Genomic DNA, 25,565 nt, shown 5'->3' with positions numbered 1-25,565 from the left:
TAATCGTCGAACGATGGAAAAGCATTACCATGATTCGATCACGCTCTATCCAAGGACTCAGGAAGTTCATTTCACCGAACTTCAGGACTCAGCCATCGGAAACGATGGACGGACCCGGCAAAAGACCGTTGATGATTTTTCAACTGATGACATCCCCGAATATCGAACCGAGGACCTACGTCTGAGAAAGACGGCCGTGTTCGTGGATCGGTTTTTCAACAGGCTGCCGATTCCCTTGCTGGCCGAAAAGTATGGCGTCGAGGAAAACAGCATCGTCTCCATGTACAGTCAAGCCGTGGAGCATGTGGAGCGCATCATCGAGGCCCTGGACGCCAGGCGCGAGGGCATCAAGGCCACAAAGCCCGATAAATTTAACGACGATCAAAAATTTTTCCTGCTGTGCAATGTGTTCGGTTTCACTCAGGTCGAGGTAGCCCGCATGTTCAACCGGGACCGAGACGTAGTGAACAAAAAGGTCAAGCGCATGGCCGACACCTACGCGGCGTTATTCGATGGCCAGGAACTCCAGGAAGAAACCCCTATCGATGACCCCCCTATTGATGGCAAGCTGACCCGTGGGCAGGTCGTGAACATGGTCGAGAACTACGTCGACCAAGGACTATCCCATCGGCAGGCATTCATGAGAATTGCCGAACGGTACGCTCAGGTCGTAAGGCGCCCGGTATCTCACCGAGGGATCGAGTCGAGATATTATAAGGCGATGGCTTGTCCGGCGTGAGTTGACCCCACCATTGACATGACAAGGCCCTGGTGGATGCCGGGGCCTTTTTTATCTTGACCAAGCCTGTTTGAAATTCTGATCGAACCATAATTCAAGATCGTACATTGGGCCAGCTTCACTTCTGAATTCGATATATTCCCTGTGGTTTTCCTGAAGCCATTGATAGAAGTCGTAAAAGCCCAATTGATTGAGTGGAGTACTTTCTTTATTGCTGGCCTTTATCCATTGGTCACATAGATGAGGCATAGACCTCTTAACATCGTCTCTTTTCATTATCAGATGCCCTTTGATTGAGGTGTGACTGAATCGATACCATGAATATGGTTTTGACCACAACTGCAATGCCATGTATAGATGAAAGTATCTGCCCACGGGATAGCTCGACGGGGCGAAAAGCCGGAACCCCACCGGCCTGCCCGTGGGATCACCTCAATGGGGCAAGCGAGGGGGGCTTTCATGTCAGTGACCAAATCAAAAAAATATCCTGGCGTGTACCGGGTCGATGGCAAGAAGGGTGTGTCCTACGGCATCGACTATATTCATCCGCAGTCCGGCGCCCGCGTCCGAAAAATTCTTAAAGATGCCACCAGTGAACAGAGCGCCTTTGATGCCCGCAGCATCGAGATAGCCGACGCCAAGAGGGGGGCATTCAACAAAGCCTATTCCATCCATGACGGCCGGCGTCCGGTATTGTTCGAAGATGCTGCCGACACCTACCTTGAAAACTGGTCGAAAGAAAATAAGGATAAGCGCACCGACAAGGGCCGCATCGGCATCTTAAAGGAGTTTTTCAAGGGCAAGTTGTTATCGGATATCACACCGTTCATGGTGGAGAAATTCAAGATCGCCAAGGGCAAGGAAGTGTCCAAAAACACGGTCAACAAGTATCTGAGCCTGGGAAGTCAGATCTACCAGAAAGCAAAGCTGTGGGGCAAGTTCAATGGCATCAATCCATTTCTGGAGGTTTCCCGTTACCGTATCGCCAGACCCAAAAAGCCCGGATGCCTGACGCCTGAGCAGGTTGGCGCGATCATGGCCGAGATGAAGCATCCGGTTAAAAGAGATATGATCGAGTTTGCATATAATACCGGATGGCGTATTTCAGAGATCACTGGATTGAAGTGGTCTGACGTGGATCTGGAGCGCGGTACCGCCTGGGTGATCGATCCGAAAAACCGCAACACGGTGGAGATAGAATTGTCGGATCGGGCCATGGAGATCATCCGGGGCCAGGACCGGCGCGGGGAGCATGTGTTCTGTATGCTCAACGGCAACCCATTTAAGACCGGTCTGCATGGTGGATTTATCGAGGCAGCCAAAAGGGCAGGGGTGGACCTACCACCACGTCGAGCGTGGCATATTCTCCGGCGTACCTGGGCCAGCATGTTCCTGCAGAACGGTGGAGACGTGGAGACGCTGCGCGTCCTGGGCAATTGGAGGGACTACTCGATGCCCATGTGGTATGCCGAGGCCGCCGGCGCCGATCACAAGCGCAAAATCCTGAATCAGATTCCGAGGCCAGATGGCAGAAAAATGGCAGAAATGGATGAACCGGCACAAGTAAGTAGCTGAAATAATTATATGCAAACATCGGGATTGAGTGGACTCAAAATCCGCCGGGCGCAAGCCCTTGTCGGTTCGATTCCGACCTCCGGCACCAAATAAAAACAAGGGGGCAGCCTTCATCGGGCGGCCCCTTTTTTAGTGTCGAAATAAGACATTCTGCCCAATTGGATTAAGTACGTTGATCCCGCGTACGATGCATCACTTCGACAGCAAGGCCTCCAATCACAGCCATCAGCGCCCAAAGCCTCCAACCGTTGAAAAAAAAGTCAAAATAGAGCGGTAGGCCCATGTTTGGGCAGAACCAGCTACGATATTGTGTACCATTTAAACATTCTTGCCGGTACTGAAATATGTACGAGAGCTTAATCCCAGTGTAGACAGCGAGGATCTTGAGTTGAATGGCTGCTTGACGTTCGAAAAGAGAAAAAACAGCATCTCCCCAAGCGAAAAATAGTATGAGTGCAAAAGTGAAGACCAAGAGCATGAGGTCGGCGTAGTTGCGATTTAGTCCGGGTGAAGTCTGTATTACGAACCTGATCAATGTCACGCCGATGAGAAATAACGCTGACAGGAAAACTGCTGTCGCGATGGGGTTGGCGGACCATCGATTGGCCTTTGGTCGCTTTTCTTCCAAATCAGAACCGGGGTGGGACGAGTGAGATCGGTTGTCGGTTTGCGAACGACTAATCTTGGCTTGTAGAATAATTGTTACAACCGCTGTAAGGAGGGTGAATACCCCTCCGATCAATTGAACAACTATGCTTTCGGACATCGCAGCCACTTCCATTCTGTAGAAGATACTTTTAGGCTTTTGGTGGAGCTTTATTCTTTTTTCTAGTCCGGCCAAGGTTCGTGTTGCGATATGTCAAATGAGGATTGCAGGGATTGGGCAAAAAAATTTCCTGGTACATCTATTATGGTATAGAATTTTCCTCCCAAAAATAGGCTTGATTGTCAATGGTATTAACAGGCCCACCGATCGTACCAATCCTATATTCATACCTGATAAATATTAGAACGGCAAATAAGAAAGAGAAAAATCGACGATTGGGACAAAGTGTGCTTTAAATGGAATATGCGTTCGATCGTATTTGATATTTTAATCACTTGGTTTTGAGATGAGTAATTAGATGGCTCCCGGATGCAGTCTTCTGCAATTAATCCTCACGACATGCTATAGCCTCTCACGATGAGCAAACTCGAACACCTCCAGCCCAATGAATCCGTGCGCGGCACGCTCCCCGATAGCCTGGTCACCGTGGTCGGTGCTCAATGGAGATCGTCCATTATCAGCGGGCGACCGCTGCTTCGGCGATGGCCGCCATGACCGTCCGCAGCTTTTCAACCACCGGACAATTTGTGACGGCATGGCGCCGGGCAAGGTAGGTCAGGTCATTGTAGCCGAGCCAGACCTGCCTGGACGCATCTTCCCAAACCAGTGCCTTGAGCGGCAGATCGATACCCGCTGTTTGGGCGCACGTCATCAGCGGTGTGCCGCCCTGCGGGTTTCCGAAAATGAGCAGTTCGGTCGGCCGAAGCGATTGGCCGATCTTCGCCGCGCCTGCGGCATGGTCGATCCGGGCGAATATGTTCAAACCGCGTTGTCGAACGATCTCTTCGAGCCGGTCTACTGTCTTTTTTACGCTATAAGGACTTTTTACTTCGACCAATCCATCGGCTGCGACGGCGATGGAACATGTCGCGAAAAATACGACGGCCACGAGTACATGAAATGTTTTCATGGGAGACTCCTTTCTTTTTATACTTCTGTCACCTCTGGCCAATCTAGGTCCGTGTCGTTGATGTGATTACAAAGCTCGACAGGGTTTTTGGAGCGATGATGACAGTGATCCCGGCGCCATGGACATCCGTAGAGCCGGCCGTATCACTCCTGTCGCGCATCTTTGCCGCCAGGGGCGCTCTTCCGTACTTCGATGAACTGGATGTAGGAGGTGGCGCTCTCACCGGTATTGTCGGAATCGTTCATGACGGCTATTGACGCTTCAGCCGGCGGATGGCCGCCGAAGATGCGCTTGAAGTCTTCCAGCATGTTCACGGTCTCTTCCACCCACCGGCCGACGTCTTTCGATCCGTACCGGAGGGGGATCATCATCGAGCGATCCGTGAACGGGCTGGCGACGGGATCGGTTTCCTCGGGCCGGCTGGTCCAGATATAGTTCAGGGAGCTGTGCGGCGGATAGCGGCCGTAGAGGGCTTTAGCCAGCTCATACTTGATCTTCATACCGAAACCCGCGGTATCGGGGTCATAGGCAAACAGGATATACACCCTGATGGGATAGTCGTCCCCGGATTTGAGCCGGTAGGTTCCTTTGTCATAGACATTGTCTACCTTCCAGCGCCAGTGGAGTATTGGAAACTCGGCGACATTGAACGTCTGTTTGTGGACCATGGCCGAGGCGCTGTCACTGCTCCTCGCAACCAGGACGTTCGATCCTTCCTGCTGCTCGATGGTATAAGCCGTATGCCGGTCTATCCCGCGAAAATACAATGGCTCCCATGCGTCGAGGGTTTCAAAGTCTTCGCGCAGGAACACCTCTTCGGCGGCCTGCAGGCCGGTGGCCAACGCCACGTTGGATATCAGGAAGACGTATAACACCGTTTTGGGGATAAGCGCCACTCGTCCTCCTTATCTGCGCCACGCCATCCATCGCGCAATAAGGGATTTGACGACGGGCGTCAGCCGCGTGCGATGGTATGCGTCTCCAATTTGCCGGATCGCTTCCGCCTGTGTCGGGTAAGGATGGATGGTGTTGGCGATGTGCGCGAGACCCAGTTTGTGGGTCATGGCCAGTGTGATTTCTGAAATCATGTCGCCCGCGTTGGCCGCCACGATGGTGGCGCCGACGATCTTGTCCGTGCCCTTGCGCACATGGACCCGCACCAGTCCGTTGGTGTGGCCTTCGAGAATCGCGCGGTCCACTTCGCGCAAGTCGCGCGTGAAGGTGTCGATGTCAATGCCTCGCTCCCGGGCCTGTTTTTCGTACAGCCCGACATGGGCGATTTCGGGCTCGGTATAGGTGCACCAGGGGATGTTCAAGGCGCTGGTGCCGGAGCGGCCGAAGAACAGTGCGTTGCGGATGACGATGCGCGCCATGAAGTCGGCCGCATGGGTAAATTGATAGGGCGAGCAGATATCGCCGGCCGCATAAATATCGGGCTGGGTGGTTTGCAGGCGTTCATTGACCTGCACGCCTTTGTGGGTAAAGGCGACACCTGCGGCTTGAAGTCCCAGGTTTTCGACATTCGGCGCGCGCCCCACAGCAACCAGCAGGTGATCGACCACTTCATCATACGCTTTGCCGTGAGAGTCAACCGACAGTCGGATTTTTCCGCCCTCGGCCTTGGCCAGTTTCATATGCTTGCCGCAGCACAGAAGTTTGACACCGTCCTTTTGCATGGCCGCCAGAACCATGCCGGCAGCGTCGGCGTCTTCCCTGGGCAGAATGCCGTGCGCGGTTTCCACCAGCAGTACGTCCGAGCCGAAGCGGGCAAAGGTTTGAGCCATTTCACAACCGATAGGGCCGGCGCCGATGACGGCCAGCCGCCTGGGCAATTCGGTCAGGGAAAAAACGGTCTCGTTGGTCAGGTAGCGCACCTGGTCCAATCCGTCGATGGGGGGCGCCGCGGCGCGCGCGCCGGCGGCGATGACCGCCTTTTTAAAGGTCAGTCGCTCGCCGGCGACCTCGACCGTGTGGGCATCGACAAACCGGCCCTCCCCGATAAACACATCGACCCCCAGTTCGCTGAAGCGTTTCGCCGAGTCGTTGGGGGCCATGTCCGCCCGCAAACGGCGCATGCGTTCCATGGCCGCGCCGAAATCGATCGTTACCCCCTCCGGAACATGCACACCGAAATCGCCCGCACCGCGCACGGCGGCGGCGGCCCGCGCGGCCCGGATCATGGCTTTGGATGGCACACAGCCCACGTTCAGGCAGTCGCCGCCCATCAGGTGGCGCTCGATCAGGGCGACTTTGGCTCCCAGACCCGCCGCGCCCGCCGCGCACACCAGACCGGCGGTTCCCGCGCCGACAACGACCAGGTTGTAGCGCGAAGCGGGTTTGGGGTTTTTCCAGTCCACCGGATGGACATGGGACGCCAGTCGTTGGTTGTGCGCATCCCAGGGACTCACGAGAGTGTTATCGTTTTCTTTGTCTGGCTCTTTGTTTGACATGTTCTGTCTCCAACTTCGATCAGGCGGATTTTTTCAACCCAACGCGCAACTTGCGTTTGTAAAGCGCCAGCAGCTTTTTCACGGTGATGGGGAACACTCCAAGCAGGGCAAAAGAGATCAGCACCCCCGGCGACAGAATGCCGGACAAGGAATCGATCCTGGCCAGCTCCTTACCGGCGTTGACATAGACGATGGTCCCGGCCAGCATGCCGATCTGCGACACCCAGAAAAAGGTGAACAACCGTATGGGGGTGAGGCCCATGACCAGATTGATCACAAAAAACGGGAAAATCGGAACCAGACGAAGGGAAAACAGGTAGAACGCGCCTTCCTTTTCAATGCCGGCATTGATGGTCGCCAGTTTTTCGCCGAATTTGCGCTGAACCCATTCGCGGAGCAGAAAGCGGGATACAAGGCAGGCAAGGGTGGCGCCTATGGTGCTGGCAAACGAGACCACCACGGTTCCGGTGACCAGACCGAACAGCGCGCCGCCGGCCAACGTCATCACCGCGGCCCCGGGCAGGGACAGGGCTGTCACCAGGATGTAAATCCCCATGTAGGCCGCAATCACAAGCACCCGGTGGGACTGGTAGAGTGTCTGAAATCTTTCCTGGGACGACTTGATATAGTCGAGGGAGAGATATTGCCCCAGCTCGAGATACCAGAAGGCGAGCATGCCAAGCACGATCAGCCCGACCACGGGCGCTTTGCCGATCCATTTATTGCGGTTTTTCTGTGCCATCGCCGCCCGTCCTTTCCGCAGGAGTCGCCGTCCCTAACAGGTCGCACCCTAAAAGGTGCTGCCCCGGTTGGCCGCCATTCGCCCAAATGGACCGATAATCAAAACCATCCATGCCGAAAAGGTTGTGTTTGATGATTTCGAAAGTGGGACTCAGGTCGAAATCTCTCGGTACGATCTGGGAGTAATGGCGCATGACCAAAGCCGACCCGAAAGGGTTCTTTGCTGCGTGTCTGGCGGGATCCGTGGTCTTCGACAAGGCGGGCAGGATCGGATATCCGACCTTTTGGAACGCCTTGGCGATCATTCCGGAACAAATGACTTCGTATTCCGAGCAGCCCCCTAAACAGGCTTTGATGGTTCTCTTTTTAAAAGGATTGAGGAAAGAGGGGAGAAGCATCAAGCCCAGATCGAGAATATTGCGGTGGTCGTAATGCTTCCCCAGGTTTGTGATGACCTCGGCGACCACGACTTCCAAATCCTGCGTCGAGATACCAAAGGGCCTGCATATGCGGATATTTTCATCGGCGTATTTCTTCAGGGGCGCAGCGGCGACACCAGTTACCGAATCTGCCTCGATCAGCATGTGCCGGCGATGGGGTTCTTCTGCATATTTCAATGTCCTTTTGACGTTTTCATCGGTCGATTTTTCGAGGGCGTCTCCCACATATATGGCCGAGTGGCTCCAGGTGCTGTTGGTCATCAGTTTGATGATTCGACTGATTTCCGCGCGGCCCTCGACCAGCACGATGTCTCCCTTGCGGATGACCTGATACAAGGTGGTCATGTTGTTGACCATTCGCTTCTCATAGGACTCAACAGGCCTGTTAAGCCGCTTATGAAGGGCCCGCCCGATGAGACTCATCTCTTTTTGGGGTCGCGCGTCTCTTATGCTGGCCATATCCAGTCCTCACCAATGGGTTCCCTTAAACATATTGCCATCATCTGAATTGGAGCAACAATCCGGCCAAAGCCAATGAGACCAGCCCCCGATCCTTCATTATCTTTTCAACCGATATTCGGCATGAGCGCCCACTTGATGATCCACTTTCCGGAGTCCGGATGCCGGTCGAGGCAGACGATGCCGCCATTTTGAAATTTGAACACTGCCGGCTCGATGACCCCGATGATCAGATAGGCGGTCAGTCGTTCCATAAAAGGCAGATGCCCGACCAGCATGAGATTGTCTTCGACCGGCAGGTTCGCTGCGAAAGCGGCCACGTCATCCAATGGATTGAGCCCGTCGATGTCGGTGACGCCATGTTGGGGATTCAGGTGGGACGCGAAGATATCCGCGGTCTGTCGGGCGCGCTTTTTGCCGCTGTGGCGGATCTGGGTCACCTTGCAACCATAGCCGGCCGCCACCTGGGCAATCCGTTGAACCTCGGCGATCCCCTCTTCGGAGAGCCCTTTCCCCGGGTCGATTTCTTTGGAAAGGCTCTTTCCGTGTTGGACCAGGTAGAGTGCCATGATAGCCTCCTGTCTTGATTAAGCCCGATTATAGCGGTCACCGGCGCTCACCGCAGTACGGGCAGTAGGCGAAGTCTGGATCCAGAGGCCGCCCGCATCGCCGGCAGGCGGGCGGCTTTTCATTAGGCGATATCTGGGAAAATTCAACGCCCCGGCCATCTCCCACCACAGAATTGCAGTGTCGACAATACAAGAACGGCTCGCCTCTTTTGACGGGGACCAGGGGCACGAAGAAGAGGCTGAAGTAGTGATCCACCCGTTGGACGGCGGCCTGATTCAGCCCGCATCGCGGGCAGCGCCGCGGAGTGGCGTCGATGGTCCTTTTTCTGGGCTGCACGCCGGCGATAAAGAAAAACATGCCCTTTTGCCCCGTTGTTTTTTTTGAGATCGTTTGTATTATGATGATCCCATTGGTGTTGGTCAAGCCATGGTGGGTTCACGGAGGCGCCATGATACCCGTAGTGGAGATTCTTTGCTCAATCATCGAAGCCGACCCTTAAATGATTTAAACGTGCCCGTGTTCAATTCTGTTTCACAGGGTGACTGACCTCGACCGGTTTATTTGGTTTTGAAATCTCCTACCCTTGCCGACTATTAAACTTTTTAAGAGTATTTGAGCCAAATTTTGTCTTGTCGGGGGATCGAATGCCCTGCCGCAGCCGTATTTCCAATATTTATAAATTTTACAACATATTGAAATAAATAAAATAAATTACTAAATTGGCCATTTCAGTCCGCTTTGAAATGGCGGTTTCCCTATTTAGGTACGCTTTTTGCTTAATTCGGCGGTGAATCTTTTGATGCGCAACAAACGACAACATGCAGAGGGCAAAATGAAACAGTGCACGAGATACGGAATTTCGAAACATGTCAAGAAAACATCTGGATTCTCACTCATAGAGCTGGTCATTGTCATCGCCATCGCTGCAATCGTGCTGGCCATAGCTGCGCCTTCAACCCTGACCTGGTTGCGTGAAAGAGGCGTTCGCAATGCGGCCGATCAGTTGTTGATGGATCTCCAACGCGCGAAATTGATGGCCATCAAGGAAAACGCCAACTGCACGATTACGATCAACGCGCCGGCCGCCAATCAATATACCATCTCCCTGAACGGAGAAGTCGTCGACTTGGGTCGGTATCCCGGTGGTGTCGCTTTCACCAATATTCCGGAGGCTTCATCCGGTGTGATCACCTTCAACCCTCAAGGGCTATGCACTACGATTCCAGCCGCCATTTTGGTGACCAATCAGAATGGAAATCTCACTTTTCGTTTGAGGGTGTCTGCAGCCGGCGGCATCTCCCAGAAACTCTACAACCCCGGCACGGGAACCTGGACATAGGAGAACACGCCACATGGACGCCAAAAAACGTCATTCAATCGTGTCAACCGACAAGGGTTTTACGATTATAGAGCTGCTGATTGCCATCATCGTCACATCGATCGTAGGGGTCGCGATGGTTTCCAATTCCATCAGCCAGCAACGGGCCGCCAACATGGTGCGTCAGGTGGCGCAAATGCAGCAGCAATTGCGGGGTGCTGTTTATATCCTGGAGGAGGACATCCGTATCGCAGGGTATGATCCTCAGTCGACAGGGCTTTTCGGCATCACCGACGTCCGTCGATACGACATCACCAATGAAGTTACCGCGCCTGTTGTAACGGCAGCTCCGCTTGGCAGCCCTGCTTTGACTCTCGCTTACGATTTCGATCCCAACAATGCGGCCACAAACAGCAATGGCATCCTGGATGAACCGACTTTTTCCTACCTCTTATACGATGACAATGCGGATAACATCTTCGATTTAGCCAGGGATACGAACGGTCAACGTCAATTGGTGGCCGAAGGTATCGACGCGATCGGATTCGCCTTTGCTATCGATACCGATGGGGACGGTGAATTAGACCGAACCCCCAATAACAATATCATTTGGGCCGTGGATTCGGACAATAACAATACGCTGGATACCAATTTGGACACCAACGACGATGGCATCATCGATATCAACGATGCCGGCGGCAACTTCGTCATCGAGGCGGCAGATGGCGCGGCGGGTCTTATCAATCCACCGGTCCCCCTCAACCAGATACGCATGGTCCGAATCTGGATGGTGGCCAGGACTCGCAACATCGATCCACAATACAACAGTACCGATCAGTTTGTGGTGGGCGATCGGGTGGTACCCGCCCAAGCCGGTGGTTTTCAAGATAACTTCAGAAGACAGTTGATGGATCATACCGTCCAATTTCGCTACATGGGCATTTAACCCGGGAATTCCGGGAAAAGGAGTTGCCGAGATGAAACGTTCGATGCGCACGATTCAGAACCGCAAGAAGACTGAAGCGGGGTTCACCCTGATCGAAACCATTATTGCCGTTTTTGTTTTCACCGTTGGCGTGCTCGCGGCGGCGAGCATGCAGATCAGCTCCATCAATGGGAACAGCACTGCGCAAAGTCTGACCCAGGGGGCCAATGTCGCGGCCAATCAAGTGGAAAACCTCAGGCCGCTGGACTACATGACGGACGCCGATCTCACCGAAGGTGCCCACGGCCCGATCCAAAACGGTAATTATACCATTACCTACAACGTCCAACGGGATGCGATCGTGCGGAACACCATGCGCGTGGATGTCACGGTGAACTGGCTGGAACGCGGCACTCCCAAAAACCTCAATTTGGTCTATATCAAACAAGATATCATTTAAAAGAGGTGCATATGAATCGTCATCATCAAAGGCTTCATAACGAAAATGGATCCGCTTTGGTTATCGTGGTGCTTATCCTGGCGGTGGTCACCGTGATCGGTGTTCTTGCCACAAGAACCGCCACCATCGAGTTGCAAGTGGCCTCTCATGACAAATTGCATAAGATGACTTGGTATGCCACCGAAGCGGTTTGCGATGGTTTGATGCCGGAATTGATCGAGCAAAATATTGAAAATCGCGATTTTGGTGCTGAGGCAACGCCTTTCAACTTTGGCAATTCTGCCGACCTTTTCATCCATAAAACCGACTTTTGGGAAAATATGGTGGGCGTTGGTACCGATGTCGAGATGGAGGAATTGTCTGAATCCAATGTTACGGCATGCACCTATTGTACTGTCGGACCGTTGCCTGGAAGTGGGGACAATATGAATGAGGGATATGCGGGACGGGGAAAGACTTCGGCGAAGGGTGGCACCCAAAGAGTCTACACCATCAGCGGTTTAGGACGGGGGCCGGCCAACAGCCAGGCACGCGTGGTCACCGGTTGGCGTCATGTGATTTGAAGCAAACCGACCGACACTCAACGGTTGTTCGCCTTAAAGGGCGTGCAGACTTCAGATCATCACAATCATGGAGAACTGATATGAAACGCATCTTCGAGAAGTTGATTCTGCTTGTTGCAATCACCTGGGCTGCTGCCGGCCCGAGTCATGCCGACTGGAAAACGCCCACCATGGAAGAATATGTCAAGGTGCCTGTGTTTGCCACCAATGCGGCCAAACCCAATATTATGATCGCCCTGGACAATTCGGGCAGTATGAATTCCCTCGCCTATGCGGACGGATATACCGGCACCCCCTATAACGGGACCACCGTCAGCTTTCCCGTGGTCCTGGAAAGAGACGACATGGAACAGAGCCCGACCAGCGGTGCGATGCGCGACGGCGGCGGCAGCGCCAACGATCTGGATTTCGGCAGCGATTATGTCGCTGTTCGTTTTCAGAACGTTACACTGCCGAAAGATGCGACCATCGTATCGGCGCGTATCGAATTCACCGCAAAAACGAGCTGCACTTCCGTGACTACCGACCTGGTCATCCGGGCGGAAGACGCCGACGATGCGCCTTTTCTCGATGTCTCGGATGATTTCAATATTTCCGACCGGTTGGTCATTGCCCCCCCAGTGGAAGTCGCATGGACACCGGGCGACTGGGTCGCCGGCACGCGTTATAGTACTCCCGATCTGACGGCCATTGTGCAGGCGTTGGTAGGTCGCAGCGGCTGGGCAGCCGGAAATGCCATGCTCTTCCGGTTCGATGGAACCGCCTTTCCGACGCTTACCGGCCACCGCGAGGCCCAATCACGGGAAAGCGGCGAGGCGATCGGTCCGATGCTGCATGTCACCTATATTGACCAGGCTGCCGGAACCCGATACTACGGATACTTCAATCCGGATTATTTCTACACATACAGCAGCAATGTCTTCTGGCCCAAATACAAAAAGATCAGCTACGTGCCATCCACCAACAGTTGGAACGTGCAAACCATGACCGGCGCCGCAGCCACCATCACCGACAGCGATATCGCGCCGGCGGTGAAGAGCAACGGCCTGTGGGACGGTAATTGGATGAACTGGATGGCCATGCGCCGGGTGGATGTGCTGCGCAAAGTGCTCATGGGCGGCAAGGCCACATCGCGCACGGGTGGCGGAAACCAGCAGAACCAGTGTGAATCCGAAGCCTATGGCTACGGCACCTACTGGAAAACTTTTTCCAGCGCTTCCGGACCGGCCACATCCCCATACAAAGGCAGTTATTCTTACGGGGTGACCGAGAAGGGATATCTCAACGTCAGCAGCACCAATTACAAGCTCGATATTCAAAAATACATCGCCATCGAGCCCAGGGATTTCTACGAGGGCAACCTGGCCGGCGTGTTGCAGCGCATCGGCGACCGGGCCCGCTGGGGGAATATGTGGTTCAACAGCGGCACCGGTAGTGGTGACAGCGGCGGCTATGTGCAGAACCCTATCGATAATGGATTCGGCACAAACTTTCTGCCAGGGCTGCAAGGCATGCCCTGCAACACCTGGACACCCCTGGCGGAAACATTATACGTGGCAACACAGTATTTTGCCCAGGAGCCGGTGGCTTCGGGCCTCGATTATCCCAATCAATCCCAATTGTTCAGTATCGGTAAAAACACGCTAAAGGATCCATACTGGGACAAGGACGATCAGGTTTCATTATATTGCGCCAAGAGTTTTATCCTGCTTCTCACCGACGGCGCCTCTACCAAGGACAGCAAAATTCCAAGCTTCCTTAAGGATTTCGACGGCGACAACAAAGACTTCACCTCCTGCAACGAAAGCACAGGCAGCGGATGCAACTATCCCTCCGGGGGTACGGACTACCTGGACGATGTCGCTCTTTACGCACGCACTTCGGATTTGCGTTCGGATTTGACGGATATCCAAAATCTTCTGCTTTATACGGTCTACGCCTTTGACAAGGATCCCAACGGCCGCAGCCTTTTGATGGATGCTGCCCGGAACGGTGGTTTCGAGGACTTGAATGATGACGGTCTACCCAACGGAACCTACACCGACCCGGCCGACCAGCGCATGGAGTGGGATGCGGATGGCGACGGCGTTCCCGACACCTATTACGAAGCCACCGACGGCTATGAGCTGGAGGCGCAATTGCTGGCGGCCATCGAGAGCATTTTAAAACGCGCCTCATCGGGTACGGCGGCCTCGGTCGTCTCCAACTCCCGGTCCGGTGAGGGTGCCATCTATCAATCCATCTTCTATCCCGCGGAAACCATCAACGGCAATACCGTCAAATGGGTGGGCCAGGTCCATTCCCTGTTGGCCGATGCCCACGGCAACGTGCGGGAAGACACCAATGGCAATCATCAACTGGATTTGGACGAAGACCTCTTTATCTACTTTGGAGAAGAGACCGCCCAAAAGTATAGAGACACAAACGCCGATGGGATTTTTGACGACAACGATGAAGGGCCTCTCACGATAGACGGCAAATCCGAATTCAAAATGAGCGACCTCAGTTACCTCTGGTCTTCCAACGATTGGCTCAACCATTTGACCGACGCAGTCAATCAACGATCCTATACGTCCACTGCTGAACAGCGATATATTTTCACCTTTGCGGACGCAGACGGTGACATGGTGGCGGACAGCGGCGAGACCAAGGATTTCGTGGCGTCTAGTGACCCCAGCTGGTCCCAGGTGAGCGATCCCGCCGACTTTTTCGCCTATATCCATCCCTATCAACCTTATAATCCGCCCATTCTTCCTACGGACACCCTCTTTGAGTCCCTGGTCAGCCGGCAACTCAGGCGGGTGGTCAATTACACGCGGGGAGAGGACCAGGCTTCCGATGCCATCGGCGGCCTGGAAATTGCCGCTTTCCGCAACCGCCAGTACGACGCCGAGGGAGACGGCACTTTTGAAACCTGGCGGCTTGGGGATATTGTCTACTCCACGCCCACGGTAGTGGGCGCACCGTCGGAGAATTTCGACCTGCTCTATAATGACAAGGGGTATTCCGCCTTCTACAAAAGATACCAATTCCGGCGAAACGTGGTATACGTGGGCGCCAATGACGGCATGGTGCATGCTTTCAATTCCGGCTTCTTCAGCGCCAGCGAGAACAAGTTCGCCCTCAAGCCCTACAACAACTCCGGCGTCGAGGTGACTGACGGCGGCCCCTACCATGAGTTCGATCTGGGCGCGGAACTGTGGGCCTATGTGCCGTTCAACCTGCTCCCCCATTTGTACTGGCGCACCCAACCGGATTACCAGCACGTCTACTACATGGACCTGCAGCCCCGTGTTTTCGATGCCCGTATCTACCCGTCCAAAGGGGCCACCGATTCTACCAACCCCAATGGCTGGGCCACGCTCATGGTGTGCGGCATGCGTTTTGGCGGCGGTAAAATCGCCGCGGACATCGATAAAAAAGATGGCGTCTATAATGCCGCTGTGGATAAAGCCATGACCTCGGCTTTCGCCATCTTCGATATCACCAATCCGGAACAGCCGCCCAAACTGCTGGCCGAGATCACATTTCCGGAGCTTGGTTTTACAACCTGCCATCCGGGCGTCATCACCGTAAGAGACTTCAACCAGACCACTTACACGGAACAATCCAACCAGTGGTACCTGTTCTTCGGATCAGGACCCATTTCGGAGGATGACGCTGGAGACAATGGCGCCAATTATGATGCCCTCATCGATGGCACCAGCACTCAAAAAGCCGTCATGTATGCCATCGATCTGGTGGAACTGGCCAACAACGGCAAGGTGGTCGCCCTCACCGGCAGCGGCCCCAAAACCTACACCGCCGCAGCTTCGGCTGATCCGCATTACCTGGTGCAATTCCCGGAGGAGGAGAGCAGCATCTCCAAGCCCATTACCGTGGATTGGGACCTGAATTTTACCGCCGATGCAGCCTATTTCGGTGTCAGTTACGGGAACCACGCAGACGGATGGAACGGCAAGATGCGGCGGTTCGTTTTCGAGAACGGCTCCGATCCCAAGAATCCGGCCAACTGGACCCTCGACAGCACCTTGCTGGATCTGACCGACAAAAGCAGCCCCGCCCTTAGCAACGGCCAGCCCATCATGGCCCATGCAATGGCGGGCGTGGACAAGTCCGAAAATCGCTGGCTGTTCTTCGGGACTGGTCGTTTCTACTCCCAGGATGATAAGCTAAATTCGGACCAGCAATCCTACTACGGTGTAAAAGAACCTTACACGCTCGTGAGCGGTGAAAAGAAGTTCAACCACAACCAGGTCGCCGTGACCAGTTTGCTGGATACCACCAATGTCAAAGTTTACAACAACGGTAGTACGGTCACGGGCTTCAGCGACTTTTATGCTTTGGTCGATGAAATCCAGAACAATTACAGCGGTTGGCGAATCGACCTCGATTACAAAGCAGGCGAACGGAATTTGGGTGAAGCCGTACTGGCGGGTGATGTATTGACATTTACCAGCTATGTACCCACTGACGATCCTTGCGGTCTCGATGGGGAAAGCATGGTCTACGCCCTTTATTACCTCACCGGTACGGCCTATTACCAATCGATTATCGGTCTGGACCCGACCGATGTGAGCGTTAGCGATGCTCTGGTACTCAAGAGAGCTTCTTTAGGAAAGGGCATGACTATTACGCCCAATATCCATGTTGGACGCGAGGAAGGTTCCAGGGCTTATATTCAGACCTCTACGGGTGCAATCAAACCACTTGAGCAGGATAACCCCGGCGTGCTCAAGAGCGGCAAGGTGCAAGTCGAACCCGGGCCTCAACCCTGTCCATAAAAAGCTGCCCCCTTTTCCCTGTGTAATCTAAACAGGGAAAAGGGGGCGTTTCAGGAATGGCAACGACTACATCAGAAAATACAAAATGGAGCACAACCATGAGATTTTATACCAAAAAATATAATATGATGAGAAATTTGAGGCTCGCCGCGACTGATTTTCTAACGATAGGGATGGCCCTGCTTTTTCTGGCATTTTCTGTATCGGCTACGGCAGCACCCCCGAAAAGTGTTCGAAACAACGAGGAGGGAGGGGGCCTTGGTGTTGTCATTTCCAAAGCCAATGTGACCATTAGTAAAAAGAGCCTGCAATGGGTCTACACATTAGGTGGCAAGTTCAAGGTTAGTCCTGAAACCCTAATCATAGGCCCGGATGGGAAAGAAGTGGGCCTAAAAGAGATGTTGGTCCCCTGCGATGTCCAAGTGAGCTACGCTGTCGAAAAGGGTCGGCGCGTGGCGTTCCGTATTGACATTAAACGCATTGCCGACGGCGCCGCTTGGCAATGGACGAGTGAAACACCAGAATAGACATTGATGGAATGACTTCTTGTTAAGGGTTGAACAGCGGAGATTGTGAAGACACACCTTCGTTGGCAAAAATCTGCAACAGGACGTAGAAACGCGGAAACTATCGGCGTGGCCACAATTTACAAGGAGATTTCCCTCCAGGCCGATCCGGACGACGTCTGGGACGCGGTTCGCGACGTCGCCGCCGTCCATACGCGCCTCGTGCCGGGTGTTCTGGCGGATACCCGCATGGATGGCAATTGCAGGGTCGTTACCTTTGCCAGCGGCCTGTTGGTGCGCGAGCTGATTGTCACCATCGACGACCAGGCCCGACGGCTCGTCTACGCTTCAGTCGGCGGCCGGGCCACCCACCACAACGCTTCGTTCCAGGTTTGTGCCGGAACCGAAGGCCGGACCCGTCTGGTATGGATCACCGATGTGCTGCCCGACGAGATTGCCGCCCCCATCCGCGAGACCGTCGAGCAGTGCACCGAGGCAATCAAAAAGGCACTGGATAAATCGACTCCCTGAGATCCTTCCCCCGCACTGAACGATTGCGCATGGCTGGTGATGCCTTGATAGTGTTTTTCCGCACCAGGGTAGTAAATGACCGGCCTTGGCTGGATTGCGTATGGTAGATTTTACCTCTCAATATGCGCCTATTCGGTCCGCATTGCATCTCTTTCATGCTGACGCACCTTATGTCCAACACAGCAGGAATGAATACCCCAAACCAACCAATCATCAGTGAGGTGACATCATGGCCGACAATAGCGTGCAAGACTACTTTGATGAGAGCAACGAAGGACACGTAGACACCCGCGAAGCGAATTTCAAGTGCGACACCCCAGACGAGCATCTGGGGTGCGATATGGGAATCGACGTTCAGGGATAGCAAAAAGGAAGGTGCCTTATGATCGGAATCATGCTGACCGTATCGGTACTAGGTTACTTCGTCAATCGGTGCATTAAAGGACAGGTAGATGGAGCAGGATGTAAACTTTAGCTGAAAAAGGTTCAACGGCAGAGCTTCATCACATTACAGGCAGAAAATCACGATACGCGGACGTTTCGGTTAAAAAAAAGGGCAGGGCCTCTATTGAGGCTCTGCCCTTTTGCTGTGTGCCAGGCATGGCGTCATACTATCCTGATTTGCCATCTTTTTCATTAAAGCTGAGCAGACAGGTCGTCTGGGGGAAGCATATCGCCCAACTCCGATTTCGGGCCAGCCGTCGTCCCACCTGACGTGGCCCGGGCTTTTTATGGCGTTCGAGAATGCCGGCGATTTCCAGATTGCCGAGAGGTTGGCTGAGCCATTTTGCTAAAGCCGGAAAGTTGCGCACACGAGCCAACAAAATGGGTATTGACGGAAAGGAAAGACGATGTTATTTGATAACAAATATTAATTGAGAAAAGGAACCTCGGTTGGCAGATCCTAAAGAGAGATTTGAGACCATCGTCCGAAAAATTAGGGATCATGGCCACAAAATTACACCCCAGAGGCTGGCTATCGTTGGTATTCTCGCCAAAAGTGATGGCCATCCCCGCGCTGAGGATGTTTATGATCTTGTCAAAGGCGATTTTCCGACAATGAGTCTTGCAACTGTGTACAGAAATATTTTACTTATTAAATCGCTTGGTGAGGTTCTTGAACTGGGGTTCCCTGATGGGAGCAACCGGTACGATGGAAACAAGCCTCACCCCCATCCGCACGTCATCTGTATCAGATGTAAAAAAATCGTCGATCCGGATCTGGATAGTATGGACATCATGAAAAAAGAGGTTGCCGAAGAGACGCATTTTAAAATTTTGAGTCACCGCCTGGACTTTTTCGGTATATGCAGCGATTGCATGGCATCAGAGAAAGCGTAATATATTTTTTCACCTGTTATTGGTATTGATTATCATTTAATATTCATATTTATCAATGGAACAGATGGGACAGTTCGATCTTTAATAAAGATGAATCCCGTCCATAGGTTCGCTGTCGCGATGTTGGCCGGTGGATGGACACCGAGCAGGATATCGCGAAAGCGTAGTGTATGAATCGAAAAAAGAGAAAGAAGGAGGCATTATGAGTGAAGAGAGCAAGTGCCCTGTAACGGGCGCAATGAAGAGACCCATTGCCGGCGGCGGCACCTCGATACACGACTGGTGGCCGAATCAGTTGAACCTCAAGGTTCTGCATCAGCACTCGAACCTGAGCAATCCCATGGGAGAAGCCTTTAATTACACTGAGGAATTCAAAAAGCTCGACCTGCAGGCGCTGAAGAAGGACCTGTATGCGCTCATGACCGATTCGCAGGAGTGGTGGCCGGCCGACTGGGGGCACTACGGTGGGCTCTTTATACGAATGGCGTGGCACAGTGCAGGCACCTACCGCATGGGCGACGGCCGTGGGGGCGGGGGTACCGGAAACCAGCGTTTTGCCCCGCTCAACAGCTGGCCCGATAACGTGAACTTGGACAAGGCGCGCCGGTTGCTATGGCCGATCAAGCAGAAATACGGCCGAAAGATTTCCTGGGCCGACCTGATGATACTCGCCGGCAACTGCGCCCTCGAATCGATGGGATTCAAGACCTTCGGTTTCGCTGGCGGGCGCTCGGATATCTGGGAACCGGAAGAAGACATCTACTGGGGTTCGGAAGAGGAGTGGCTGGCCACGAGCGACAAGCCCAAGAGCCGTTACTCCGGCGAGCGGGATCTGGAAAACCCCCTGGCGGCCGTTCAGATGGGGTTGATCTACGTAAACCCGGAAGGACCGGACGGCAACCCGGATCCGATCGCTTCCGGACGCGACGTCCGCGAAACATTCGCCCGCATGGCCATGAACGATGAAGAGACCGTCGCCCTCGTGGCGGGCGGGCACACCTTCGGCAAATGCCACGGCGCCGGCCCTGCGACGCATGTGGGCCCCGAACCCGAAGCCGCCCCCATCCAGGAGCAGGGTCTCGGCTGGAAGAGCAGTTACGGCAGCGGCAAAGGCGGCGACACCATCAGCAGCGGCATCGAGGGCGCATGGAAGCCGAATCCGACCCGATGGGACATGGGTTATCTGAAGGTGCTGTTTAAATACGACTGGGAGCTGGTTAAGAGCCCGGCCGGCGCAAATCAGTGGCTGGCCAAGAACGTGGATGACGAGGATATGGTGATCGACGCCCACGACCCGTCCAAGAAGCGCCGTCCCATGATGACAACGGCGGACCTCTCATTGAAGTTCGATCCCATTTACGAGCCGATCTCGCGCCGCTACCTGGAAAACCCCGAAGAATTCGCGGATGCTTTTGCCCGCGCCTGGTTTAAGCTGACCCACCGCGACATGGGCCCCCGCTCACGGTACCTCGGCCCGGAGGTCCCGGAAGAAGAGCTGATCTGGCAGGACCCGGTGCCGGCTGCCGACCATGAGCTGATCGACGCAGCAGACATCGCCGACCTGAAAGGGAAAATTCTTGCTTCGGGACTGACTGTATCTGAACTGGTTTCGACCGCCTGGGCATCGGCCGCCACCTTCCGTGGTTCCGACTACCGAGGTGGTGCCAATGGCGCGCGCATTCGTCTTGCCCCACAAAAAGATTGGAAGGTCAATCAGCCCGACCAACTGAAGAAGGTCCTTCAGACCCTCGAGGGAATACAGAAGGCGTTCAACGGCACCCAGTCCGGCGGCAAGCGGGTTTCCCTCGCCGACCTGATTGTCCTGGGCGGATGCGCCGGCGTCGAGCAGGCTGCCAAAACCGCCGGTCACGCTGTGACCGTTCCCTTTTCCCCGGGGCGCACGGATTCAACCCAGGACCAGACCGACGTGGAAGCGTTCCACGTACTCGAACCCAAGGCGGACGGATTCCGTAATTACCTCAAGGCCAAATTCAGCGTGTCCTCAGAGGAATTGCTGATCGATCGGGCCCAATTGCTGAAGCTCACCGCTCCCGAAATGACGGTTCTCATCGGCGGCATGCGCGTCCTGAACACCAACTACGGGCAAACCCGGCACGGCGTTTTCACCCAGCGGCCGGAGGCGCTCACCAACGACTTCTTCGTGAACCTGCTCGACATGGGCACGGTGTGGAAAGCGACCTCGGATGAAAACGTGTTCGAGGGGCGCGATCGTTCAACGGGCGAACTCAAGTGGACCGGCACCCGCGTCGATCTCATCTTTGGTTCGAACTCCCAGCTCCGTGCCCTGGCGGAAGTATACGGATGCGATGACTCCCAGGAGAAGTTCGTGAACGACTTCGTCGCTGCGTGGAACAAGGTGATGAACCTGGACCGCTTCGACCTGGCCTGATCGTCGTGAATGCGGCTCGCCCCGCTTCGCGGTGAACGATTTCATCCCAGGAAACGGGTACACGCATGGCGCTTTCTGAGAAGGTCTTCAGCGATCACCATCGCCAAAAATTCGGCCGTTAGGATCGCACACTGAAGCTATCGGCAACAAATGGGGGCGGCGTTTCGGCAACATCCGAAGCGCCGCCTTTTCTTTCAGCGTCTCGACCCCCCGCCGACCATTTTCGGACGTTCAGTCAACATTCACCCGTGTGGAACGCGGGATATCCAGAGGGATGCTCTGCATCGACCCATATGATCACATCGCGGGCGGAAACAAGCGAACGAGCTACTTGAGCTCTTTTCCTGCGCTGAATGCCAGGCCCAGAGCCGCGCCCACACCGTGATAGGCTTTTTCCGCGCCGGCGCTGTAAACCAGGGGCTTCACCTTGGCCACATCCGGCAGCCCGTCTGTCGTGCACGCCTCGGAGACATGGGTTTCCACGACCTGACCGACCACAAGGGTGTGGCTGCCCAGGTTCAACATGTGAATCACCTTGCACTCCAGGTTCAACGGACACTGGGCGATGAGCGGCGCCGTTTCCAACTCTCCGTAGAAAACCTCGAAGGCGCAGTCCCTGGTCTTGTCTTTACGGGCGCCGGAGACGATACCGCAGTAATCGGTCTCCCTGACCTGATCTACCGACGGCACGTTGATAGAAAAAGTTCCGTTTTCTTTAATACCTTTCAGGGTATGGCGATGGTGCTGCAAGGCTACGGTGGCCATGGGCGGGCTGCTGTTGGCGATGCCGCTCCAGGCCGCCGTCATGAAGTTGGCTTTGCCGGCCACATCGGCCCCGATCAAAAAAGCGGGCATGGGATAGACGAATGTCTGCGCGCCGAGCTTGATTTTTTTCATATTTCCTGCTCCTTCGGGCTTTTTAGGCCAGTTGACATGCAGGCTTAAAGGTTGCAAACCTGCGCCCCGCACCACACCGGTTCCGGCAGTGCATAGATGTGGATCGGCGTGTCGATGCCCTTGAGCGCGGCTGTGCCGCGGTCTTCTATGGGCCACATTGATTGGATCATCCGCATGGTGGTTTCCGCGAAAAGGATTTCGCCGCCCTTGGCGTGCTGTGCCAGGCGGGCGGCCAGGTTGGTCACCGATCCGGTGGCCGTGTAGGTCATGCGGATGCTCAGGGTGCCTTTCAGGCGGGTCATGCCCACCAGGGCCTCGCCGCTGTTGATCCCCATATTTACGTTGACCGCATCGGCACCGGGGCCGAGCTGACGGTTGAGTGCCAGATTCTTCTCCTGGATATCGATGGCGGCCTTGATGGCGTTGACGGCATTGGTGCGCGCGTCGTCCTCCTTGAAGATGATCATCAGACCGTCACCTGCCGTTTCGTTGATATCCCCGTGGTAGCGGTGAATAGGGTCCACGAAGCTGGAGAAGATGCGTTCCACCAGGGCGTTGACTTCATCCTCGGGCCGGTCCAGGTTGAGTTTGGTGTAGCCTTCCAGGTCGAGAAACAGGACGCTGACCTCCTTTTTTTCCTTTTCGCGGTCGATGCTTTCCGGGTCTTTTTCCACCAGCTTGCGCACCGAGTGGGGCACGAAAGGCGACAGGTGGATCAGCATCTGGTTGATGCGCATCTTTTCCTGGGTCACGGCCCAATGTTTCCTGGCGCTGACCAGCAGGTTGCCGACCGTCTCCCCGAAATCCTGAAGCAGGAAAAACTCCTTGCGGGAAAAGAGCGTGCCGGGCGGTGCAACCACGCTGACCACGGCAAGCAGTTCTCCCTCCTCGAACACCGGCAGGGCGGCTTCGGGGCCGATCTCGATTACCGTGCCGTCGGGCCGTAACACCGGGGCACCGCCCGGCGCCACCACGGTCTTGCGCCGTGCAATGGCTTTCTGGACGGCCGGCCGGTTACGCTTGCATTGCAGGCAATTGACCGGCTTGTCGAACAGAGCGCATTGGAGCGGACGGGTGTATTCGATGGCATGGGGGTCCATCAGGAGAATACAGGTCTCCATGGCCACGGGAACGATCTCCTTGAGTTCCGAGCGCATCTTTTCTAGAATTTCGTTGGCTTCCATGATGGGGGCCACCTTTCTGGCCAGGCGGCGCTGGGCCTCGAATCTCTCCTTGTAGTATTTCTCCATCGTTTCGCTTCCCCCTTGCGCTCTTGATGCGAAAGGGACTCGGGGCAAACGAGGATACACACCGCTTGCCCCAAGCCGATGTTATGCCGGACCGGTCTCTTGCTCTTTTGGCTCGAGGGTCCGGTCCGTTGGTTTTATTTCCCGGCCATCATGGCGGCGACGTCTTCTTCCACGGAACCGATGGGTTTGATGTTGAATTTTTCCACCAGCACCTTGGCCACGTTGGGCGACAGGAAGGCGGGCAGGGTCGGTCCCAGCCGGATGCCCTGAACATTGAGATAGAGCAGGGCCAGCAGCACGGCCACCGCCTTTTGTTCGTACCAGGCGATGTCATAGGAGATGGGCAGGTCGTTGATGTCGTTGAGTCCGAAGGCCTCCTTCAACTTCAGGGCGATCACGGCCAGGGAGTAGGAGTCGTTGCACTGGCCGGCATCCAGCACGCGCGGAATGCCGCTGATGTCGCCGAGATTCAGCTTGTTGTAACGGTACTTGGCGCAACCGGCGGTGAGGATCACCGTGTCCTTGGGCAGCTTTTTGGCCACCTCGGTGTAGTAGGAGCGCGATTTCTGGCGGCCGTCACAACCGGCCATCACCACGAATCGCTTGATGGCGCCCGACTTCACAGCTTCGATGACCTTGTCGGCCAGGGCCAACACCTGGTTGCGGGCAAAACCGCCGACGATGGTACCGTTTTCGATTTCTGTGGGCGGCGGGCAGCTCTTGGCTTTGGCGATCAGGGCCGAAAAGTCCTTGCTGCCGCCGGCCGGACGGTCGGGAATGTGGGGGGCCCCGACATAGCCGACCACGCCGGTGGTGTAGAGCCGGTCGAGGTAGGTATTGTCTTTTTTAAGGGGCACCAGGCAGTTGGTGGTGAGCAGGACCGGTCCGTTGAACGATTCGAATTCCGGGTTCTGATGCCACCACGACCCGCCGTAGTTGCCGACGAAGTGTTTGTACTTCTTGAAAGCCGGGTAGTAGTTGGCCGGCAGCATTTCGCCGTGGGTGTAGACATCCACGCCTTTACCTTCGGTTTGTTCTAGCAGTTCGGCCATGTCCTTCAGGTCGTGCCCGGAGATCAGGATCCCCGGGTTTTTGCCCACGCCGATGTTGACCTGGCTGATTTCCGGATGGCCGTAGGAGGTGGTGTTGGCCTCGTCGAGCAGGGCCATGGTGGTCACAGCCGTCTCGCCGGCTTTCATCACCAGCCCGACCATCTGGTCCACCGAAAGGTCTTTGGTGGTCGATGCCAGGGCCTCCATAAGGAAGCCGTAAATCTCGTCTTTTTCGAACCCGAGAATGGCGGCATGATCGGCGTAGGCGGCGATGCCCTTGCAGCCGATGATCAGCAGCTCGCGCAGGGAGCGCACATCCTCGTTGGCCGCGGCCGTGATGCGCACCTCATCGGACAAAGCCTTGTCCATAATGGCCTGCTTGTCCGTGGCAGCCCAGGTGGCGCAATCGGGAAGCGCGCCGGGCATGGCGCCGGCCTTGGCCTTGACGGCATCGCGCACCTTGAGGCCTTCCTTGATCCGTTCGACGAGCACATCGTCGTTCCAGGCCACATTGGTGATGGTGGTAAAGAGCGCTTTGACGATAAAGTGGGCGGCGTCCTTGTCGACTGTACCGCTGGCTTTCAACTTCTCGCCATACAGGCCGATCCCCTTACACACGTGAATCAGCAGGTCCTGCAGATCGGCGGTCTCCTCGGGCTTTCCGCAAACCCCTCTGACCGTACAACCGGTGTTCTTGGCCGTTTCCTGACATTGAAAACAAAACATGGCTTACTCCTTTAGTTGGTCCGTTCCTATTATACGCGCGTTATATGCATATATGTGAATAAAAATGATTTTAGCGGCGTTTTGATCGTTCT

23 protein-coding genes and 1 tRNA gene are annotated in these 25,565 nt (G+C 55.0%); 13 read left to right on the top strand and 11 right to left on the bottom strand.

All coding sequences use genetic code 11. The features are described from left to right. The 3 genes from DFT_RS26300 to DFT_RS25970 form a co-directional block, all read left to right on the top strand. On the top strand, positions 1-739 hold a 739-nt coding region (locus DFT_RS26300; protein WP_161807186.1), incomplete at its 5' end, for a hypothetical protein. Between the two features lie 459 nt (positions 740-1,198). Beyond that, complete coding sequence (locus DFT_RS17125) at positions 1,199-2,314, top strand: tyrosine-type recombinase/integrase (protein WP_054032359.1); 1,116 nt, start codon at positions 1,199-1,201, stop codon at positions 2,312-2,314. Continuing rightward, positions 2,279-2,402: transfer RNA gene (locus tag DFT_RS25970), tRNA-OTHER, on the top strand. The genes DFT_RS17125 and DFT_RS25970 overlap by 36 nt, the downstream gene beginning before the upstream one ends. A gap of 75 nt (positions 2,403-2,477) precedes the next feature. On the opposite strand, the gene DFT_RS17120 is transcribed toward DFT_RS25970, so the two are convergent. The 8 genes from DFT_RS17120 to DFT_RS17085 all read right to left on the bottom strand — a co-directional run bounded on the left by DFT_RS17120 (position 2,478) and on the right by DFT_RS17085 (position 9,067). Further along, positions 2,478-3,080, bottom strand: a complete 603-nt coding sequence (locus tag DFT_RS17120) for a hypothetical protein (RefSeq protein ID WP_054032358.1) — start codon at positions 3,078-3,080, stop codon at positions 2,478-2,480. Positions 3,081-3,597: 517 nt separating this feature from the next. Then, the gene (locus DFT_RS17115; protein ID WP_054032357.1) at positions 3,598-4,050 is read right to left on the bottom strand and encodes a DUF302 domain-containing protein; all 453 of its coding nucleotides are present in this window, start codon (positions 4,048-4,050) and stop codon (positions 3,598-3,600) included. 143 nt (positions 4,051-4,193) lie between these two features. After that, positions 4,194-4,946: a DUF3047 domain-containing protein gene (locus DFT_RS17110; RefSeq protein ID WP_076750614.1), complete on the bottom strand. Its 753-nt coding sequence runs from the start codon at positions 4,944-4,946 to the stop codon at positions 4,194-4,196. 9 nt (positions 4,947-4,955) lie between these two features. Beyond that, the gene (locus tag DFT_RS17105; RefSeq protein WP_054032356.1) at positions 4,956-6,500 is read right to left on the bottom strand and encodes a mercuric reductase; all 1,545 of its coding nucleotides are present in this window, start codon (positions 6,498-6,500) and stop codon (positions 4,956-4,958) included. A gap of 19 nt (positions 6,501-6,519) precedes the next feature. Next, on the bottom strand, positions 6,520-7,242 hold the full coding sequence (locus DFT_RS17100) for a TVP38/TMEM64 family protein (protein WP_054032355.1): 723 nt from the start codon (positions 7,240-7,242) through the stop codon (positions 6,520-6,522). Then, positions 7,220-8,140: a YiiX/YebB-like N1pC/P60 family cysteine hydrolase gene (locus DFT_RS17095; protein ID WP_083453565.1), complete on the bottom strand. Its 921-nt coding sequence runs from the start codon at positions 8,138-8,140 to the stop codon at positions 7,220-7,222. Before DFT_RS17095 ends, DFT_RS17100 begins: the two co-directional genes overlap by 23 nt. Positions 8,141-8,247: 107 nt before the next feature. Then, positions 8,248-8,709 (bottom strand): phosphohistidine phosphatase SixA, encoded by a 462-nt coding sequence (gene sixA / locus DFT_RS17090; RefSeq protein WP_054032353.1) that lies wholly within the window; start codon positions 8,707-8,709, stop codon positions 8,248-8,250. A 37-nt stretch (positions 8,710-8,746) separates the two neighbouring features. Then, positions 8,747-9,067: a zinc ribbon domain-containing protein gene (locus DFT_RS17085; protein ID WP_054032352.1), complete on the bottom strand. Its 321-nt coding sequence runs from the start codon at positions 9,065-9,067 to the stop codon at positions 8,747-8,749. Between the two features lie 475 nt (positions 9,068-9,542). On the opposite strand from DFT_RS17085, the gene DFT_RS17080 reads away from it, so the two are divergent. The 10 genes from DFT_RS17080 (at position 9,543) to katG (ending at position 21,548) form a co-directional block, all read left to right on the top strand. Further along, a complete protein-coding gene (locus DFT_RS17080) occupies positions 9,543-10,049 on the top strand; it encodes a GspH/FimT family pseudopilin (RefSeq protein ID WP_161807190.1) in 507 nt (168 codons plus the stop codon). Positions 10,050-10,062: 13 nt separating this feature from the next. Next, entirely contained in the window at positions 10,063-10,974 is a 912-nt protein-coding gene (locus DFT_RS17075; protein WP_054032350.1) for a prepilin-type N-terminal cleavage/methylation domain-containing protein, read from the top strand. 31 nt (positions 10,975-11,005) lie between these two features. After that, the gene (locus DFT_RS17070; protein WP_054032349.1) at positions 11,006-11,413 is read left to right on the top strand and encodes a type IV pilus modification PilV family protein; all 408 of its coding nucleotides are present in this window, start codon (positions 11,006-11,008) and stop codon (positions 11,411-11,413) included. 11 nt (positions 11,414-11,424) lie between these two features. Next, positions 11,425-11,976, top strand: coding sequence for a PilX N-terminal domain-containing pilus assembly protein (locus DFT_RS17065; protein WP_054032348.1), 552 nt, complete (start codon positions 11,425-11,427; stop codon positions 11,974-11,976). 80 nt (positions 11,977-12,056) lie between these two features. After that, complete coding sequence (locus tag DFT_RS17060) at positions 12,057-16,760, top strand: pilus assembly protein (RefSeq protein ID WP_054032347.1); 4,704 nt, start codon at positions 12,057-12,059, stop codon at positions 16,758-16,760. Between the two features lie 56 nt (positions 16,761-16,816). Beyond that, the gene (locus DFT_RS17055; RefSeq protein WP_152972035.1) at positions 16,817-17,287 is read left to right on the top strand and encodes a hypothetical protein; all 471 of its coding nucleotides are present in this window, start codon (positions 16,817-16,819) and stop codon (positions 17,285-17,287) included. A gap of 108 nt (positions 17,288-17,395) precedes the next feature. Then, the gene (locus tag DFT_RS17050) at positions 17,396-17,797 is read left to right on the top strand and encodes an SRPBCC family protein (protein WP_054032345.1); all 402 of its coding nucleotides are present in this window, start codon (positions 17,396-17,398) and stop codon (positions 17,795-17,797) included. A gap of 229 nt (positions 17,798-18,026) precedes the next feature. Next, positions 18,027-18,161 (top strand): hypothetical protein, encoded by a 135-nt coding sequence (locus DFT_RS27025; protein ID WP_268750681.1) that lies wholly within the window; start codon positions 18,027-18,029, stop codon positions 18,159-18,161. 530 nt (positions 18,162-18,691) lie between these two features. Beyond that, on the top strand, positions 18,692-19,138 hold the full coding sequence (locus DFT_RS17045; RefSeq protein WP_054032344.1) for a Fur family transcriptional regulator: 447 nt from the start codon (positions 18,692-18,694) through the stop codon (positions 19,136-19,138). Between the two features lie 202 nt (positions 19,139-19,340). Continuing rightward, positions 19,341-21,548, top strand: a complete 2,208-nt coding sequence (gene katG / locus DFT_RS17040) for a catalase/peroxidase HPI (RefSeq protein ID WP_054032343.1) — start codon at positions 19,341-19,343, stop codon at positions 21,546-21,548. A 327-nt stretch (positions 21,549-21,875) separates the two neighbouring features. On the opposite strand, the gene DFT_RS17035 is transcribed toward katG, so the two are convergent. From DFT_RS17035 to hcp, 3 genes are all read right to left on the bottom strand, one after another. Continuing rightward, positions 21,876-22,445 (bottom strand): flavin reductase family protein, encoded by a 570-nt coding sequence (locus DFT_RS17035; RefSeq protein WP_054032342.1) that lies wholly within the window; start codon positions 22,443-22,445, stop codon positions 21,876-21,878. Positions 22,446-22,489: 44 nt separating this feature from the next. Then, positions 22,490-23,695, bottom strand: a complete 1,206-nt coding sequence (locus DFT_RS17030) for an adenylate/guanylate cyclase domain-containing protein (RefSeq protein WP_054032341.1) — start codon at positions 23,693-23,695, stop codon at positions 22,490-22,492. A gap of 134 nt (positions 23,696-23,829) precedes the next feature. Next, on the bottom strand, positions 23,830-25,473 hold the full coding sequence (hcp, locus tag DFT_RS17025) for a hydroxylamine reductase (RefSeq protein WP_054032340.1): 1,644 nt from the start codon (positions 25,471-25,473) through the stop codon (positions 23,830-23,832). Positions 25,474-25,565 lie beyond the last annotated feature (92 nt).

This window comes from Desulfatitalea tepidiphila (assembly GCF_001293685.1).
In the GTDB taxonomy this organism is placed as follows: domain Bacteria; phylum Desulfobacterota; class Desulfobacteria; order Desulfobacterales; family Desulfosarcinaceae; genus Desulfatitalea; species Desulfatitalea tepidiphila.
The sequence above is the reverse complement of the archived record's forward strand: the minus strand, read 5'-3'. Positions and strand labels throughout refer to the sequence as shown.